Consider the following 17887-nt stretch of genomic DNA (forward strand, 5'->3'; position numbering starts at 1 on the left):
TTCTCATATTTGTAAATTTACAAATATGAGATTTTTAAATAATAATAAATTAAAGATTATGTGTTAAAATTGTGCCTAAAACTAAAAAAGGTATATTTATGCAATACTGGATAGAAAAGTTCAAAAAAGCCGGTCTTTTAAAAGTTATAGAAGATAAAGTTGATATAGATAGAGAAATAGCCCATATTAGTTACTTAGAAGTAAAAAAAGATGATTCAAAAGCACTTTTATTTACAAACCCAGTTGATAAAAACGGTACTATTTTTCCACCAGTTCTTACAAATATATTTGGCAGTTTTGAAGCTTTGGAACTTATTTTGGGTAAAAGTCCAGATCAGATTGCTAGTGAGATAAGTGATCTTTTAAAACCAAAAAAACCACAAGGTTTAATGGAGAAAATCCATTTTCTTTCTTACTTAATAAGCTTAAAAAATGTTTTTACAAAAAGATTAAAAGGTGAGGGAGAGTGCCAAAAGATAAAACATTTAGATGGTAAAGTGGATCTTTTTTCGCTTCCCATACTCAAAACTTGGGAACTTGATGGTGGACATTTTATCACAATGGGTCAAGTTTATACAAAAACTCTAAATGGAGAAACTCAAAATTTAGGAATGTATCGTCTGCAGGTTTATGATAAAAATAGACTTGGAATGCATTGGCAAATTCATAAAGATGGTGCAAATTTTTATAAAGAATATAAAAAAGCCGGAGTTAAAATGCCAGTAAGTGTTGCAATAGGAGGCGATCCTTTGTATATTTGGTGCGGACAAGCCCCGCTTCCAAAAGATATTTTTGAGCTTTTGCTTTATGGTTTTATAAGAAAAACACCTGCTAAATTAGTAAAAAGCTTAACAAATGATATTTATATCCCACATGATGTTGATTATGTTATAGAAGGATTTGTAGATACTGAAAATTTTGAGTTAGAAGGACCATTTGGTGATCATACCGGATTTTATACGCCAGTTGAGCCATTTCCTGTTATGGAAGTAAGAGCTATAACTCATAAAGAAGATCCCATTTTTCACGCTACTGTTGTTGGTAAGCCACCTTTGGAAGATAAATATATGGGCTATGCAACAGAAAGGATATTTTTACCGCTTTTTAAAACCACAGCTCCAGAACTGATTGATTATAAAATGCCGGAAAATGGAGTTTTTCATAACTTAATACTTGCTAAAATGAACTGCTTGTATCCAGCTCACGCTAAACAGATGATGCATACATTTTGGGGTGTTGGACAGATGAGTTTTGTAAAACACGCAATTTTTGTAGATGAAAAAGCACCAAAGCTAGAAAATTTTGGCGAACTTGCGAAGTATATTTTAAATCGCATAAGTTCAAAAAGTCTTATATTTAGTGAGGGAGTTTGCGACCAACTTGATCATGCTAGTCCAAACTCTTGTTTTGGCGGGAAATTAGCTATTGATGCAACTATAAATTTAAATCCAAACGGTGTAAATACTTTAAATGACAATGACCTTCTTGCTTTGTTTGCAAAGGAAGATGAAAATATTTTAAATTTAAAACAATATTTCACAGATACAAAAAATCCTATATGTTTTATAAATTACAACAAAGTTGATGTTGTTAAAAAAAGCTTTGAAAAGCTAAATAAACTCAAAGAATATTTTAAAATTTTAATTTTTTTTGATGAAAATGCAAATATCCAAAATCTTTATATGAGTGTTTGGAGAGTTACAAACAATATAGACGCCCTAAGAGACATTTTTATAGATGGTGAGCAAATATGCATAGATGCAACTTCAAAATCAAAAATCGATAACTATGAGAGAGCTTGGCCAAAAGAGACTAACTGCTCTAAAGATGTTATAGAAAATTTAATAAATAAAAATATCATAGAAGATGATAAAGAATTGTTTTATAAATTTGAAATTTTTGGGTAAAACACGCCTAAAATAGTATTTGAATGATTTTTTTAATGATTGATATCAATCATGGAATTAAAGAGTAATTTACTCTAAAATACCATCATAAGTTTTTAAAAAGGATATTATGATGAGTAAAGAAAATTTAGAGATGTTTTGTCATCAATGTGAGATGAGTGCACCCGGAGGATGTGGCTCAAAAGGTCAAAGCACGGGAACGTGTGGCAAAGATAGTACACTAGCAAATTTGCAAGATATGATGATTTTTGGGCTAAAAGGTATGAGTGCTTATCGCCACCATGCAAACGAACTAGGATTTAGTACAAAAGAAGTTGATGATGTGATAGCTGATACACTTTATTTTACGCTTACAAACTCAAATTTTAACTTTGATGAGCATATCGCGCAAGTTTTAAAAGTTGGTGAAGCTGGTGTAAAAGTGATGGATATTTTAAGTAGTGCCCACACAACTACTTTTGGTATCCCAAGTCCTGTAAAAGTTACTCAAAACAAAGCTAGCGGTAAAGCAATTTTAGTTAGCGGACACAATCTTTTTGCGCTAAATGAGCTTTTAAAACAAACTGCAGGAAAAGGCATAAATATCTACACTCACTCAGAAATGCTCCCGGCACACGGATATCCAGAGCTTAGAAAATATAAACATTTAAAAGGAAATATTGGTAAATCATGGTTTGATCAAACTAAACTTTTTAATGAGTTTAAAGGTGCTATTTTAATGACAACAAACTGTATTGTGCCACTTAGAAGCAACTGTGAATATGCACATAGGCTTTTTGGATACTCTATAGCTGGAACAAATGGTGTTACACATATACAAAATGATGATTTTTCGCCTTTAATCAAAAAAGCTTTATCGCTTCCTGAAATAACTGGTTTTGATAGTGATGAATATGTTATAACAGGCGGACATTATAAAGCTATATTACCTATGGCAGGAGAAATTTTAGAAGCTTTAAAAGATGGTAAAATTCGCCGCTTTTTTGTAATAGCAGGTTGTGATGCACCTGGAAAAGGAAGAGATTATTATAGAGAGCTTGCAATATCGCTTCCAAAAGACTGCATTATTTTAACTTCAAGTTGTGGAAAATTCCGTTTTAATGATATTGATTTTGGTGTGATTGAAGGAACAAACATTCCAAGATATATTGACTTAGGACAATGTAATGATAGTAATGGTGCTGTTAAAATAGCACTTGCACTAAGCGAGGCAACTGGTATAGAGATAAATGATTTGCCAGTTTCAATAGTGCTAATGTGGATGGAGCAAAAAGCCGTGATAATTTTAATGGCACTTTTATATCTTGGTATAAAAAATGTCCATATAGGTCCATCTTTACCTGAGTTTTTTAACGATAAAATTTTAAATTTCTTGGTTGAAAAATTTAATATAACTTTAATAAGTAGCGACACTAAAACCGATTTAAAGAAATTTCTAAATGAGTAAAATTACTTTTGTGTGTGGTAAATCCACACACTTTATATAAGCCAAACTTTTAATTTGTGTGTTTTTATAGAATTTGGTATATTATCGCCAAAACATATCTCATATAGTTCTTTTAAGCTTAATACATAAAAGTTCCCAAATTCTCTGTTTGTTTGAGCTTGAAGTTTTTTAGAGCAAGTATCAAAAAGATAAAAACTAATTTCATCATTTACTACCATAAAATCAGCACCATTATCTATTGCATCAAGCATTATATCCCCTGCTATATTATAAGCCATTTGTGGCTCCAAGCTTAATATATTTGATATATCTGGAAATTTATCCATATCAAAGTTTATATTTTTTGCACCTAGCATTTTTGTAAATTTAAAGATATCATCTTTTTTTTGCGAGTATACTGCTATATTAAAATCATTAAGTTTATGTTTAAAATCTTTTTTCTCAGTCGATAAACACTCCTTTTCATTTTGATGTATGAAATTTGAGCTTGTAATATGTGGTGGTTTTATTTCGAGATATAACGATGATTCTTTTAGGCGTTGTTTTAGTGTATGTATGATATTTTCTACATTTAAAACATCGTTAAATATATATTTTGATATATCTATGTGATGATAAATTCCGTTTTCGCAATTGTTTATGATTTTTAAAAACTCTTTTTGTTTTTGTGGATATTTTTTTATCATTTCATTTACAAATACAAATGCACTTTCTGCTATATAATCATCTTTATAAGCTCTTAATGGAGATGCATAGTATAGCCATTGCAAACTTTTATAAAATTCAAAATCTTCTTTGTCGCAAAATGGAGAAAATTTATCAAAATGAGCCATAAAATCATCATCATTTATTTTTAAATCTTTATAAACTCTAAGAGTGCTAAGTGGTTCTATGGTTATGCTTTTTCCAAAATGACTTATAATGTTTTGAATATTTTCGTTTATATTTACACAGATATTTGAGATTTTTACATGAGTTGTATTATCAAATTCAAAGTAAGGATCTTGTTTTTTTATCTCTTCAAACATTTCTTTTAAAGTAGTAAAATATATGTCTTTAAATTCATAAGGCTTATAGTATCTTAATATATCTTTTTTAGCATCAAATCTAAACATATAAACTTCAATCATATTTATCCTTTTTTTATATGATTTTATTCAAATTTAACTTAAATTGATTTTATGAAGCCATGTTTAAATAATTTTTTTATAAAATATCAAACTATGGATAAAGAAAAATTTATAATATCTCATTTTAAAAGTAAATTTATAGGCGATGATTGTGCTGTTGTTGGGAATTTAGTTTATGCCAAAGATTTGTTTTGCGAAAATTCACACTTTAAAAGAGGTTGGCTAAGTCATAAGGAAATTGCGTATAAATCAATGATTGTAAATATTTCTGATATCATAGTTATGAATGCTTTGCCAAAATATGCTTTAATAGGACTTAGTGTTCCCAAAAATATAAAAAAAGACGATATAAATGCTCTTTATGATGGATTTAACAAGGCTTGTAGGGAATTTAATATAGAGATAATAGGCGGAGATACGATAAGTAGTGATTTGCTTAGTATATCTGTAACCATGATAGGAGAGCTTATTTCAAAGCCAACTATGAGAAAAAATCTTAAAATAGGAGATATTTTGTGCTTTACGGGTAAGCTTGGATCATCTTTAAAATCCTTACAAATACTTCAAAGACTTGGAAAACCCAACTTTAAATCAAGATTTTTTAAGCCTATTTTAAGAGATAAGTTTTTTTATAAATCTAGTAAATTTATAAATGCAGCTATGGATATAAGCGATGGTTTAAGTAGAGATTTAGAGCGTTTGGCTGATATAAATGGTGTAAATTTTAAATTTATTAAAAAACTTAGTAAATTTGAATTAAGAAGTGGCGAAGAGTATGAGATACTTTTTAGTGTAGAAAAAAGAAAATTAAATAGAGTTTTAAATGAGGCTAAAAAAGCTAGGATAAAAGTAACGCCATTTGCAAAAGTTATAAAAGGAAGATATAAAAGATATGGAAAAACAGAACATTTTTAATAAGATATATATATTGAATCATTCGCCTATAAATGCATATTTTTCTAAAAATTCAAGCGATTTTGTTGTTAGAGAAGTGCCTCTTTATGAGTGGAGCGGTGATGGAGAACATCTCATAGTTGAAATTCAAAAAAAAGATCTTACAACTTATGATGCTTTGCATTTATTGAGCGAAGTAAGTGGCGTAAAAATGCGAGATTTTGGTTATGCCGGATTAAAAGATAAAGAGGGGATGACAACTCAGTTTATATCAATGCCTAGAAAATTTGAAAAAACATTAGAAAATTTTTCGCATGAAAAGATGAAAGTATTAAGTTTAAATTGTCATAACAACAAGCTTAGAATAGGGCATTTAAAAGGAAATAATTTTTTTATAAAACTAAAAAAAGTAAATCCAATAGAAGCACAAAAACTCTCAAATGCACTTACTACTCTTGATAAGATAGGTTTTGCAAATTATTTTGGTTATCAAAGATTTGGTAAATTTGGCGATAATGCAAACGAGGGCAGGGCGATATTAAGCGGAGAAAAAAAGATAAAAAATCCTAAAATTTCAAAACTTATGATTTCGGCATATCAAAGCGATCTTTTTAATTCTTGGTTGTCTAAAAGAGTTGAAATTTCAAAATTTTGTTCCGAGTTTAGCCAAAAAGAGATTGCAGATATTTATAAATTTGATAAAGATGTTATTAAAAATTTAAAAAATCAAACCCAGTTTTATAAGCTTTTTGAGGGCGAAGTTTTAGGGCATTATCCATTTGGTAAATGTTTTATTTGTGAGGATTTACAAAATGAGCTTGAAAGATTTGCTAAAAGAGATATAACGAGTATGGGGCTTATTTTTGGAGGTAAAACCATACAAGCCAAAGGTTTGGCAAAACACTTAGAAGATGAAATTTTTTATGAGACTACTAAATTTATGGATAAACTTAACGGAACAAGAAGATTTGCTTGGAGTTATCTTGATACTTTAGAATATAAATACAACGAAGATATGGCGCAATTTAGTTTAAGCTTTTATTTGCCAAAAGGTTCATACGCTACTGTTATTTTAGAAGAAATTCTTCATAGGGATATTTTTGATGATTGTTTGTAAAAATATTTATAAATTAAATGTATAATCGCCACAAATATAATTTTAAAGGATGAAAGATGAAAAAGATATTTTGTATTTTAACATGCTTTTGTGTTTTAGGTTTTGCAAAAACAATACAAATTGATGTTACAAAAGTAATTCCTCTTTATGAAAAACAAGCATCTAACCCAAATTGTGATACGAGCGGTTTTTCTGATGAAAATAATATTTTAGGAACTGTAATAGGCGGTGTAGCTGGTGGTGTTTTAGGCAATCAAATAGGCGGTGGAACAGGAAAAACAATAGCTACTATAGTAGGTGCTACGGCTGGCGGTTATGCCGGAAATAAAGTTCAGGGAAATATGAAATCAAAAAATAATTGTGATAATGCAACGCAAAGAGAAGTTTTAACTGGATATAAAAATATCGGATATTATAATGGTAAAGAGTATTATGAAATTTCAAATAAAAAACTAAATAGCATAACAATAGAAGTTAGATAAAATTATCCTGATTTTTATTTTCTTAATTAAGCATTAAAACAACAAGTGCTATAATAAAAAACTTTATCTATCGGGTAGTATTAATGAAAATAAAAGAAATTTTTATAGCAAGTGATCATGCTGGGTTTGAGGCTAAAGAATATACTAAAAATTTACTCTTAAAACTTAGCTATAATGTAGTTGATTTAGGATGTGATAATGCTGATGTAAGCGTGGATTATCCAGATTTTGCTAAACTTCTTAGTCTAAAAATAACAGATAGTGAAATTTATGGAGTTTTGATTTGTGGTAGTGGGATAGGAATTTCAATTGCCGCAAATAGACACAATCATATTAGGTGTGCATTATGTCACGACACTTATACTGCAAAACTTTCAAGACTTCATAATGATGCTAATGTTCTTGCTTTTGGCGGTAGAATTTTAGGCATTGGCGAGATAAAAGATATAGTTGAAACTTTCTTTTCTACCGAATTTGAAGGTGGAAGACATCAACGCCGAATAGATAAGTTAAAGGTTTGATTATGTTTACAAATTGGGTTGTTTTGACTTTTTTAATATGTGCTTGTATTTATCTTTTTGTAAAGGCGTATTATTTTCGTTCACTTCTTAAAAAAGAATCTTCTATAAAAGATTTTATGAAAAGCAATATCGATGATACTGAACTTCTTATAAGAAAACTTCAGGTTCAGCTTCAACGTTCTTTGGGCAATATAGACATACTTACAGAAGAGTTAAATAAAGTAAAAGCAGATGTTGTTTCTCTAAGAACTAGAAATTCTCAATACCGCATAGAAAATGACAAATTAAGACACAGAATAAGAGAATTAGAAGGTAAAATAGAAGCATTATTATAAGGAAAAATTTATGAAAGATCTGGATAAAAAAAGCAAACAATATCTTCTTGATAGTATAAGAGATGTTAAGGATTTCCCAAAACCTGGAGTTGTTTTTAAAGATATTACTACACTATTAAACAATAAAGACGCATTTAATCTTTTGTTAGATCACTTAAGCAGTAGATATAATGATAAAAATATTGATTTTATAGCCGGCATAGAAAGTAGAGGCTTTATCTTTGCTGCAGCACTTTGTGCAAGACTTAAAATAGGCTTTGTACCAATCAGAAAACCTAAAAAACTTCCCTATATGACTATCTCTCAAAAGTATTCATTGGAGTATGGTGTTGATGAGATAGAAATTCATGTTGATGCTTTTGGCGGGATAAAAAACGCAAGAGTATTGCTAATAGACGATCTTATAGCAACTGGTGGAACAGCAAAAGCATCTGTTGATTTGATAAAACAAGCTGGCGGAAGTTGCATAGAAGCGTGCTTTTTGATAGATCTTCTTGATTTGGGCGGAAGCGAGGATTTAAAAAATATGGTTAATGTTTATAGCGTATTAGAGGTATAGGTATGGAGAATTATCTAAAAGAGATAATGCTAGAATATCATCAATATGCATATTTGATACTATTTTTTTGGTGTATTTTAGAAGGAGAACTTGCCTTAATACTTGGTGGGATACTAGCTCATGAAGGACATGTAAATTTAGGTCTTGCTATTTTTATAGCAGGAATTGGTGGCTTTATGGGGGATCAAATTTATTTTTATATAGGAAGATACAATAAAAAATATATAACTAAAAAACTTCACTCTCAAAGGCGCAAATTTGCAGTTGCTCACTTACTTCTTCAAAAATATGGTTGGCCTGTGATTTTTTTACAAAGATATATGTATGGATTTAGAACTATTATACCTATGAGTATAGGCATAACAAGATATAATGCAAAAAAATTTGCTTTTATAAATTTAATAAGTGCTTGGATTTGGGCAGCATTTACCATAACTTTAGCTTGGTATTTTGGTCAGCAAATTTGGGATATGGTAACATTTATAGAATCTAAGTGGTATTTTGCTGTTCCTATAATACTACTCATAGTCGTTGGTTTTTTTTACACTATGAAAAAAATAGAAGCAAAAATTTTAAACGAAAGGAAGTATAGAAAAAATGCAATTTCAATTTGAAAATAAAAGTATTACATCTATAAAAGCTGATATTGAAATTATTTTTATAATAGATAAAAACTTAAAACATAAATTTATACAAGATAATAATGAGTTTAAATTTTTTAATTATAAAGGCGATTCGGAGCTATTTTTAAATGACAAAAAAAGATTATATATAGGTCTTAAAAGTATTGAATATGATGAGTTAAGAGTGGCTTGTGCCAAAGCTTTTAATGTGCTTAAAAATTTAAATATAAAAAGTGCAAAAATAGCAATATATGCTAGTAAGTGCATAAAAATGAGCGTGCAAAGTATAGTTGAGGGGTTTGAACTATCAAGCCATACTTTTGATAAATATAAAAGCGATAAAAAAAGCGTTACTTTGAATAAAATTATTTTTTCCAATGATGAGTATAATGACAAAAAAATAACAAAAGATGAAGTTGAAGATGGTATTTCTCATGGTCTTATAATGGCAAAAGCTGTAAATTTCACAAAAGATATAGTAAATGAAATCCCTGAAATTTACACCCCTATCAAAATGGCAGAAGATGCGAAAACTCTTGCAAAAACTTTAAAAAATGTTGAGTGCAATGTGTTTGATGAAAGCTTTTTGAAAAAAGAAAAAATGAATGCTTTTTTAGCGGTAAATCGCTCAAGCACAAATCCTCCTCGTCTCATACATTTAATTTATAAACCAAAAAAACCTCTTAAAAGAATTATTTTTGTTGGTAAAGGTTTAACATATGATAGTGGAGGGCTTAGCTTAAAACCAAGTGATTATATGGTTACTATGAAGAGTGATAAAAGTGGTGCAGCTGCGACACTTGGGATTATAAAAGGTGCAAGTGAGCTTGAACTACCATTTGAAATTCACGCTATTTTAGGTGCAACTGAAAATATGATAGGTGGAAATTCATTTAAGCCAGATGATGTCTTGATATCAAGAAGCGGTGTAAGCATAGAAGTAAGAAATACCGATGCCGAGGGTAGGCTTGTTTTGGCTGATTGTCTTAGTTACGCTCAAGATTTTAAACCAGATATACTTATAGATATGGCTACATTAACCGGAGCCTGCGTTGTTGGACTTGGGGAATATACTAGTGGAATTTTAGGCAACAACGATGAATTAAAGTATAAATTTAAAACACTTATAAAAAAAAGCGGAGAGCTTGCAACGGTGCTAGATTTTAATGCGTACCTAAGCGAGCTTATAAAAAGCAATATCGCAGATGTGAGTAATAACGCATCTAGTAGATATGGCGGATCAATCACTGCAGGACTATTTTTAGATAAATTTATAAAAGATGAGTATAAAGATAAGTGGATTCATCTTGATATTGCTGGACCTGCTTATGTTGAAAAAGCTTGGGGATACAATACTTTTGGTGCAAGTGGAGCTGGAGTTAGAATGAATCTGTATTTTATGCAAGAGTTGGCAAAGGAGATATAATGGGACTTGGTGTTGGCATAGTAGGACTTCCAAATGTTGGAAAATCAACAACTTTCAATGCTCTTACAAAAGCACAAAATGCTGAGGCTGCAAACTATCCTTTTTGTACTATTGAGCCAAATAAAGCCGTAGTTCCTGTGCCTGATTTTAGACTAAATGAACTTGCAAAGATAGTAAATCCAAATCGCATAGTTCATTCTATGGTGGAATTTGTAGATATTGCCGGTCTTGTAAAGGGTGCAAGTAAAGGCGAGGGACTTGGTAATAAATTTCTTTCAAATATCAGAGAAGTTGAAGTTATATTGCATATGTTAAGATGTTTTGAAAACGAAAATATCACTCATGTTGAAGGAAGCATAGATCCTATAAGAGATATTGGCATTATAGAAACAGAACTTATTTTAGCAGATATTGAACAACTTAGTAAAAAAATAACTAGATTAGAAAAAGACGCAAAAAGCGGTCAAAAAGGTGCAAAAGAATCTCTTGGTATAGCAAATGAACTGATAGAACATTTAAATAATGGAAAAAATGCATCGTCTTTTGATAAAAAAGATGATGAAGTTTTTATATCTTTAAATAAAGAGTTAAGACTTCTTTCCGGAAAAGAAGTTATTTATGTTGCAAATGTTGATGAAGATGCTATTGTAGAAGACAATAAATATGTAAAAAATGTTAGAGAATATGCTGCAAAAAGCGGTCATGAAGTTGTAAAAATTTGTTCTAAAATAGAAGAAGATATGATAGGACTTGAAGATGAAGAGGCTATTGAGTTTTTAGAATCAATTGGTGGCGAAATTAGTGGATTAAATCAAATTATTAGAACAGCTTTTAGAAAATTAAATTTAATAAACTATTTTACAGCTGGAGTTCAAGAAGTTAGGGCTTGGACTATCACAAATGGTTGGAAGGCACCAAAAGCAGCCTCTGTTATACATAATGATTTTGAAAAAGGTTTTATAAAAGCCGAAGTTATAAGTTATGATGATTTTATCACTTATAAAGGCGAAAGTGGTGCAAAAGAGGCTGGAAAGTTAAGATTAGAGGGTAAAGAATATATAGTAGCCGATGGCGATGTAATGCACTTTAGATTTAATGTTTAGATTATTTTTTACCTTATGGATAATCCATAAGGTAAATTTTATGCACCGATATCTTTTAATATATCTCTAACTGCTTTTTCTATAATATCAACCGATTTTAATTCTACTTTTTCGTTTATGCTATGAGGATTAAATATATTTGGTCCTATGGAAGTTGCAAGCAAACTCTCATCTTTGCCTATAAAAACACCACATTCAAGACCAGCATGAACTGCTGCAAATTTGGCATTTGGTGAGTATTTTTTAAGGGCTTTTAATACAATTTCACTAAATTCGTTTACTTGAGGATTCCAAGGCGTTGTTTGGTTTTGGGATTTAAAATCAAAACCAAAGCACTCACATAGAGTTTTTGTTTCAAATTTGCTATTTTCCAAGCCGTTTTTACTCATTGATCTTGCAAAAAACAACACTTCAAATTTATCATCTTTTTCTTTTGCAGTTGATAAATTTATACTATCTCCTGGTATTTTTAACTCTTTATTATAACTTCTAACGCCTTGTGAAAAAAGCACAAGCATATTTAGTAACTCATCACTAAAATTATAAATTTCGCACTCTTGTTTTCCAATTAAATTTGCTTTTATATATTCTGGCGTGTTTTTTATCTCTGTATCAAAAACCGCTATTGCACTAGCATTTGCTGCAATTGAGTTTCTTCTTTCGCCACCATCAAATTTAGATATCTTTCCGTTATTTTCTTTTATAAATTTAACTAGAAATTTTATTGCATTTGGTATGTTTTGGTCTATTTGTGTGCCACTATGACCGCCTGGAAAACCACTTAAATTAAGCTCATAAACAAATCCGTTGTAAGGTATTTTTTTGATAATTTTGTTTGCATACATATCCACGCTTCCTGCACAACCTATGGAAACTCTATCATCTTCTTCGCTATCAAGGTTTAAAATTTTACCGCTTTTTATTTTATAGTTAAATTTAGCAGCTCCCCAAAGTCCAACTTCTTCATTGTTTGTAAAAATAACTTCTAAATTTTTAAACTCTTCCATCATAACCATACTTATCGCAACACCGATTCCATTGTCTGCTCCTAAGCTTGAGTTTTTTGCACTTAAAAATCCATCTTTTTGCTCTAAAACTAAATTTGGTGCATCTCCAACACATACCATATCATAATGGCTTTGCAGACATATTTTTGGATCGCCTTTTATAGCATAAATGTTTCCAGCTTCATCAACTTTGGTCTCAAAACCACACTTCTCACAATGTTTTAACAAATATTCTTTTAATTCATCTGTTTGAAAACTAGCGTGTGGAATCGCACAAATTTCTTTAAAATAATCCATAACTTTTTTCATTACTTCCTCCTTAAATGTTTTTATCTTTACTTTTGCAAATATCGTTTAAAATGCATTTATCACATTGCGGTTTTATGGCTTTACAAACATATCTTCCAAAAAGCACCATAGCTTGATGAAGTTTATTAAGATCAGTTTTAAATAATCTTGTAAGATCAAGTTCTGTGTTTTGTGGGGTTTTTGCCTTGCTTAAATTTAGTCTATGAGCAACCCTAAAAACATGCGTATCAACAGCCATTACATTTTCATTTTGCCACTCAAGCAATACAACATGTGCTGTTTTTTGTCCAACACCCTCTAAACTCATTAAGTCTTTTTCGTTTAATGGAATTTCTGAGTTAAAATTTTCAACCACATTTTTTGCCATTTTTATTAAATTTGAAGCTTTGTTGTTAAAAAAACTACATGAATTTATGATTGTTTTAAGACTATTTAAATTTGCTTTTGAAAGCGATATGACATCTGGATAATTTTCAAACAAACTAGGAGTTATTAAATTTACCCTTTTATCAGTGCATTGTGCCGAGAGCATAACGCATACTATGAGTTCATAAAGGTTATTAAATTTAAGTTCGCTTTTTGCATCTTTATAATTTTCTATAAGACGAGATTTTATTGTTAAAATATCTTTTTTATTCATAAATTTAAGTTTATCTAAATATTGATTAATTTTGTTTAAAAAAATTAAGTTTTATTTATAAATGATAAATTTGTTTTATGATATAATTAAAAATGTTTATTTAAAACAAAAAATAAAGGAAAATTTATGAAAAAATTAGTTTTTACAACACTTAGTTTAGCTACGGCTATTAGTTTAAATGCAGCAGTTTTAGCAACTGTTAATGGTCAAGATATTACATCTGAAGAACTTGAGGCAATCCCTGGTATACAATTAAATAAAATGTCACCAGAGCATAAAAAACAACTTATTGATCAAGCAATAGAATATAAACTTATAGTAGATGATGCTAAAAAAACCGGTATTCAAAAAGAGCCTGAATATACAAAATCTTTAAAAAATTTAGAAGAAAAAGTAATGGCTGATATTTATATGAAAAAGATTTTTGATGGTATAAAAGTTAGTGACGCAGATATTAAAAAATTTTATGATACAAACAAAGATAGACTTTTTAAAAGACCTGGACAATCAAAAGCTAAACATATATTATTTGCCCTAGATAATGAAAAAGGAGCAAAAGACGCTATAAAATCATTACAAGCATTTAAAGGTAAAGATTTAGAAAATAAATTTGCAGAGCTTGCTAAAGAAAAATCAATAGATGGTGGAAGTGCAAGACAAGGCGGAGAGCTTGGTTGGTTTGAGAAATCAAAGATGGTAAAACCTTTTGCTGATGCTGTAGAAAGTCTTAAAAAAGGCGAACTTACTAAAAATCCAGTAAAATCACAATTTGGTTATCATGTTATATTAAAAGAAGATGAAAGACCAGAAGGAACAATACCTTATAATGATGTAAAAGATGAAATAGAAAATTCGCTTAAATTACAACAATTCAAAGGCAAAATGCAAGGTAAGATTCAAGATTTAAAACAAAAAGCAAAAATAACTTATTCTAAATAAAAGGCGATAAAATGGGCGTTTTAGATATAGTAAAACCAGGTGTGTTATTTGGTAATGATGTTGTTAAACTATATGATTATGCTAAAGAAAATGGCTTTGCGATTCCTGCTGTAAATGTGGTTGGTAGCAACTCTATAAATGCGGTTTTAGAAACAGCTAAGAAAGTTAATTCGCCCGTTATTATCCAATTTTCAAATGGAGGGGCTAGTTTTTATGCAGGAAAAGGGTGTCCAAATGCCAGTGTGATAGGCGGGATTGCAGGAGCAAAACATGTTCATATTTTATCTGAGCATTATGGGATTCCAGTTATTTTGCATACAGATCATGCTGCAAGAAAACTACTTCCTTGGATAGATGGTTTAGTTGAGGCAAATAAAATATATTTTTCTAGGCATAAAAAACCACTTTTTAGCTCTCATATGCTTGATTTAAGCGAAGAAAGTTTAGATGAAAATTTAACAACTTGTGAAGAATATTTTAAAATTTTTAAAGAACTTGGTGTTGCAATAGAAATTGAACTTGGAGTAACTGGTGGCGAAGAAGATGGTGTTGATAATACTAGCGTTGACAATGCACTTTTATATACACAGCCAAAAGATGTAGCTTTGGCGTATGAAAGACTTTCTAAGGTAGGAGATGCTTTTAGTATAGCTGCTAGTTTTGGTAATGTTCATGGTGTTTATAAACCGGGAAATGTTGTTTTAAGACCTGAGATTTTATCTAATTCTCAAAAATATCTAAAAGAAAAATTAAATTTAAAAGATGACAAACCTGTTAAATTTGTTTTTCATGGTGGAAGCGGAAGTGAGATAAGAGACATAAAAGACGCTGTAAGATATGGCGTTGTTAAAATGAATATAGACACAGATACTCAGTGGGCATTTTGGGATGGCGTAAGAGAATACGAACTTGAAAATAGAGCTTATTTACAAGGTCAAATCGGCAATCCAGATGGCGAAGATAAGCCAAATAAAAAATATTACGATCCTAGAAAATGGCTAAGATGTGCCGAAGAAAGCGTTATAAAAAGACTTAGTGTGGCTTACGAAAATTTAAATTGTGTCAATAAAAATTAAGGTAATTCTATGGATTTGAAAAATGATGCATTTTCCGAGTTAAATTTAAGTGAAATTCAGGCTAGTCAAACTAGATTGGTTTATTTTAAAATTATAGTTTTGCCTACGATTTTTTATATTGTTTTTTTATTAGGATATTTTAAATACATAAATTTTGAAGTTGGTTTGCATACTGTAATTATGATGGGTGTTATTTATATTGTATCTTTGATTTTTGCAAGACATAGCGCAGAACTTGGATGCAGTATTTTCGAACATCAACTTGATGAATTTAAAAAAGATTTAAGAAAATACATCATAAAAAATTTACTTACAATAGCTGGTGAAAAAAGATCAAATGCCGGTTTTGATGAATTTGTAGAAAACCATTCAAGACATGCAAGAAATGAGCATTTTGCATCTGTTGGAGCAGTTGTTTTTCCAATGCTTGGAATTCTTGGGACATTTATTAGTATTGCTATTTCTATGCCAAAATTTGAAACTGAGAATTTTGGTAATTTAGAAATAGAAATTTCAGGGCTTCTTAGCGGTGTTGGAACTGCATTTTATATATCTATTTATGGTATTTTCCTTGCATTATGGTGGTTGTTTTTTGAAAAATATGGTATGAGTAGATTTGAGAAAATTATAAATAGGCTTAGAAACGATACAAGCGGATTTTTTTGGACAAAAGAAGATATAGAACAGAGATATCTAAGTGAGAGTTTAAAACATTTTGATAAAATAGGGGTTATTTTCGGTTATGTTGCAAATCAAGAGTTTTTTAATGAATTAAATAATTCTGTTGAGAAAAAATTTGAAACATTTAAAAATATTCTTCTTACAGAAGAAAAAGCGGTCAAACTTAGCTCAGAACATATAAAACATACTTCAGATATGCTTCTTCGCTCGCAAAGAGATCAAAAAGATATAGTAAAAGTTCACGCAGAAATGCTAAACATACTTCATGCATTTAGTTCAAATCTCAAAGAATTACAACTTGATTTTTCTAAACAATATACTAGATTGCACGATCTTTCCGAAGATAGATTGAGCAAGATAGAAAAAATCATATCTACTTTTGAAGAAAATATTTATAAATTTAATCTTTCATTAAATAAATTTAGCGAAAACATTTTAGATAAGCAAAAGATATCTATGGAAGGTTTTCAAAAGAGCATTTTTGAGGGAATGAAATCTTTTAAAGAAGTTTTTGAGAAAGAAAATTCTGATATTTATGATACAAATAGTCAAGAGATGATTGGCGAATATAAGAAAAATGTTGATAAATTAGATGAAGAGGTTAATAAAGTTCTAGATAAAATTAACAAATTAGATGAAGATATGTCCCAAGAAAGTAGTAAATGAAAGTAAAAAACTCTCATAATGATACAAATAGTAATTTTTGGATAGCTTATGCTGATTTGATGGCTGGATTACTTTTTGTATTTATTCTTGTTTTGGGGGCTATTTTTATTAGATATTTCTTTGCAAAACAGGATTTAAGCGTTCTTAAACAAAATTTAATTTTAAAAGAACAAAAGTTAGAACTTAGCAATAAAGAGCTTGAAAAAAAACAGAAAATTCTTAGCGATGTATTGCAAAATTTAAATGCGGCACAAGACCAAAATAAACAACTAGAAATTTTAAACGAGTGGATTAGTGCAAGACTTATTGATTTAGAATCAAATGCTACTAAACTTGAAAGCTCAAATTTGACATTTAAGCAAGAATTACAAGATGCAAACCTAACACTTAATGATCTTAACTCAACTGTAATTATGCTTCAAAATGAGATTTCAAATTTACAAAGTGTTATTGCCGATAAGGATGTTAAATATAATGAGCTTTATAGCGATTTTAATGTTACAAAACAAAAAGTAAAAAGTTTAAGCGGCATAAGAGTAAAAGTTATAGAAACTTTGCAAAAAGAGCTTGGAAATGACATTAAAATAGACAAAAATAGTGGAGCTATATCTCTTCCATCATCAGTACTTTTTGATGTGGCTTCATGGAATCTTAAAGAAGATTCAAAAGAGTATTTAAAAAATACATTGCAAAAATATCTTAATGTTTTGCTCAGTGATGAAATTCGTCCAAATATCGATCAAATTATGATAGAAGGGCATACAGATAGTGATGGTGGCTATCTTTACAATCTTGATTTATCTCAAAAAAGAGCTTATGAGGTTATGAAATTTATATACACTTGGAATAATGACAAGAATTTACAAAAATATCTTGTAGCAAGTGGAAGAAGTTTTTTAGATACAATTAAAAAAGATGGAGTGGAAGATAAAGCTGCTTCAAGAAGAATAGAAATAAAATTTTCCATCTCAAACAAAGAAGCTATGGAAGAGATAGAGAAATTTTTGGAGCTTAAAAATAACTAG

Annotated in this window: 18 protein-coding genes; 15 read left to right on the forward strand and 3 right to left on the reverse strand. The window is 29.7% G+C overall.

Annotated elements, in window-relative coordinates; all coding sequences use genetic code 11:
* The first annotated feature begins 98 nt into the window (after positions 1-98).
* Together CSPT_RS03445 and hcp are read left to right on the forward strand one after the other, a co-directional pair.
* Complete coding sequence (locus CSPT_RS03445) at positions 99-1907, forward strand: menaquinone biosynthesis decarboxylase (protein WP_089182316.1); 1809 nt, start codon at positions 99-101, stop codon at positions 1905-1907.
* Positions 1908-2019: 112 nt separating this feature from the next.
* Positions 2020-3354 carry a hydroxylamine reductase gene (gene hcp, locus CSPT_RS03450; protein WP_089182317.1) on the forward strand — a complete coding sequence of 445 codons (1335 nt, stop codon included), beginning with the start codon at positions 2020-2022 and terminating at the stop codon, positions 3352-3354.
* Between the two features lie 32 nt (positions 3355-3386).
* Here hcp and CSPT_RS03455 read toward each other — a convergent pair whose 3' ends face one another.
* A complete protein-coding gene (locus CSPT_RS03455; RefSeq protein WP_089182318.1) occupies positions 3387-4484 on the reverse strand; it encodes a DUF5644 domain-containing protein in 1098 nt (365 codons plus the stop codon).
* A 93-nt stretch (positions 4485-4577) separates the two neighbouring features.
* On the opposite strand from CSPT_RS03455, the gene CSPT_RS03460 reads away from it, so the two are divergent.
* The 9 genes from CSPT_RS03460 (at position 4578) to ychF (ending at position 11544) form a co-directional block, all read left to right on the forward strand.
* Positions 4578-5399, forward strand: a complete 822-nt coding sequence (locus CSPT_RS03460; RefSeq protein WP_089183308.1) for a thiamine-phosphate kinase — start codon at positions 4578-4580, stop codon at positions 5397-5399.
* Positions 5377-6495: a tRNA pseudouridine(13) synthase TruD gene (truD, locus tag CSPT_RS03465; protein ID WP_089182319.1), complete on the forward strand. Its 1119-nt coding sequence runs from the start codon at positions 5377-5379 to the stop codon at positions 6493-6495. The genes CSPT_RS03460 and truD overlap by 23 nt, the downstream gene beginning before the upstream one ends.
* 56 nt (positions 6496-6551) lie before the next feature.
* Positions 6552-6977: a glycine zipper 2TM domain-containing protein gene (locus CSPT_RS03470; RefSeq protein WP_089182320.1), complete on the forward strand. Its 426-nt coding sequence runs from the start codon at positions 6552-6554 to the stop codon at positions 6975-6977.
* Positions 6978-7060: 83 nt separating this feature from the next.
* Positions 7061-7498 carry a ribose 5-phosphate isomerase B gene (gene rpiB, locus CSPT_RS03475; RefSeq protein WP_089182321.1) on the forward strand — a complete coding sequence of 146 codons (438 nt, stop codon included), beginning with the start codon at positions 7061-7063 and terminating at the stop codon, positions 7496-7498.
* Positions 7499-7500: 2 nt separating this feature from the next.
* Positions 7501-7833 carry a hypothetical protein gene (locus CSPT_RS03480; RefSeq protein WP_089182322.1) on the forward strand — a complete coding sequence of 111 codons (333 nt, stop codon included), beginning with the start codon at positions 7501-7503 and terminating at the stop codon, positions 7831-7833.
* 10 nt (positions 7834-7843) lie between these two features.
* Entirely contained in the window at positions 7844-8392 is a 549-nt protein-coding gene (locus CSPT_RS03485; protein WP_089182323.1) for an adenine phosphoribosyltransferase, read from the forward strand.
* A 2-nt stretch (positions 8393-8394) separates the two neighbouring features.
* The gene (locus tag CSPT_RS03490) at positions 8395-9006 is read left to right on the forward strand and encodes a DedA family protein (protein ID WP_089182324.1); all 612 of its coding nucleotides are present in this window, start codon (positions 8395-8397) and stop codon (positions 9004-9006) included.
* The gene (locus CSPT_RS03495) at positions 8990-10441 is read left to right on the forward strand and encodes a leucyl aminopeptidase (protein WP_089182325.1); all 1452 of its coding nucleotides are present in this window, start codon (positions 8990-8992) and stop codon (positions 10439-10441) included. The genes CSPT_RS03490 and CSPT_RS03495 overlap by 17 nt, the downstream gene beginning before the upstream one ends.
* Positions 10441-11544, forward strand: a complete 1104-nt coding sequence (gene ychF / locus CSPT_RS03500) for a redox-regulated ATPase YchF (protein WP_089182326.1) — start codon at positions 10441-10443, stop codon at positions 11542-11544. Before CSPT_RS03495 ends, ychF begins: the two co-directional genes overlap by 1 nt.
* Positions 11545-11582: 38 nt before the next feature.
* On the opposite strand, the gene CSPT_RS03505 is transcribed toward ychF, so the two are convergent.
* Complete coding sequence (locus CSPT_RS03505; RefSeq protein ID WP_089182327.1) at positions 11583-12860, reverse strand: M28 family peptidase; 1278 nt, start codon at positions 12858-12860, stop codon at positions 11583-11585.
* 10 nt (positions 12861-12870) lie between these two features.
* Positions 12871-13500, reverse strand: a complete 630-nt coding sequence (nth, locus tag CSPT_RS03510) for an endonuclease III (RefSeq protein WP_089182328.1) — start codon at positions 13498-13500, stop codon at positions 12871-12873.
* A gap of 126 nt (positions 13501-13626) precedes the next feature.
* On the opposite strand from nth, the gene CSPT_RS03515 reads away from it, so the two are divergent.
* The 4 genes from CSPT_RS03515 to CSPT_RS03530 are packed head-to-tail and all read left to right on the forward strand — an operon-like array spanning position 13627 to position 17887.
* A complete protein-coding gene (locus CSPT_RS03515; protein ID WP_089182329.1) occupies positions 13627-14439 on the forward strand; it encodes a peptidylprolyl isomerase in 813 nt (270 codons plus the stop codon).
* Positions 14440-14450: 11 nt separating this feature from the next.
* Entirely contained in the window at positions 14451-15515 is a 1065-nt protein-coding gene (gene fbaA / locus CSPT_RS03520; protein ID WP_089182330.1) for a class II fructose-bisphosphate aldolase, read from the forward strand.
* Between the two features lie 9 nt (positions 15516-15524).
* Positions 15525-16862, forward strand: coding sequence for a MotA/TolQ/ExbB proton channel family protein (locus CSPT_RS03525; RefSeq protein WP_089182331.1), 1338 nt, complete (start codon positions 15525-15527; stop codon positions 16860-16862).
* Positions 16859-17887 carry an OmpA family protein gene (locus CSPT_RS03530; protein WP_089182332.1) on the forward strand — a complete coding sequence of 343 codons (1029 nt, stop codon included), beginning with the start codon at positions 16859-16861 and terminating at the stop codon, positions 17885-17887. The genes CSPT_RS03525 and CSPT_RS03530 overlap by 4 nt, the downstream gene beginning before the upstream one ends.

Source organism: Campylobacter sputorum subsp. sputorum (assembly GCF_008245005.1).
Taxonomy (GTDB): Bacteria; Campylobacterota; Campylobacteria; order Campylobacterales; family Campylobacteraceae; genus Campylobacter_F; species Campylobacter_F sputorum.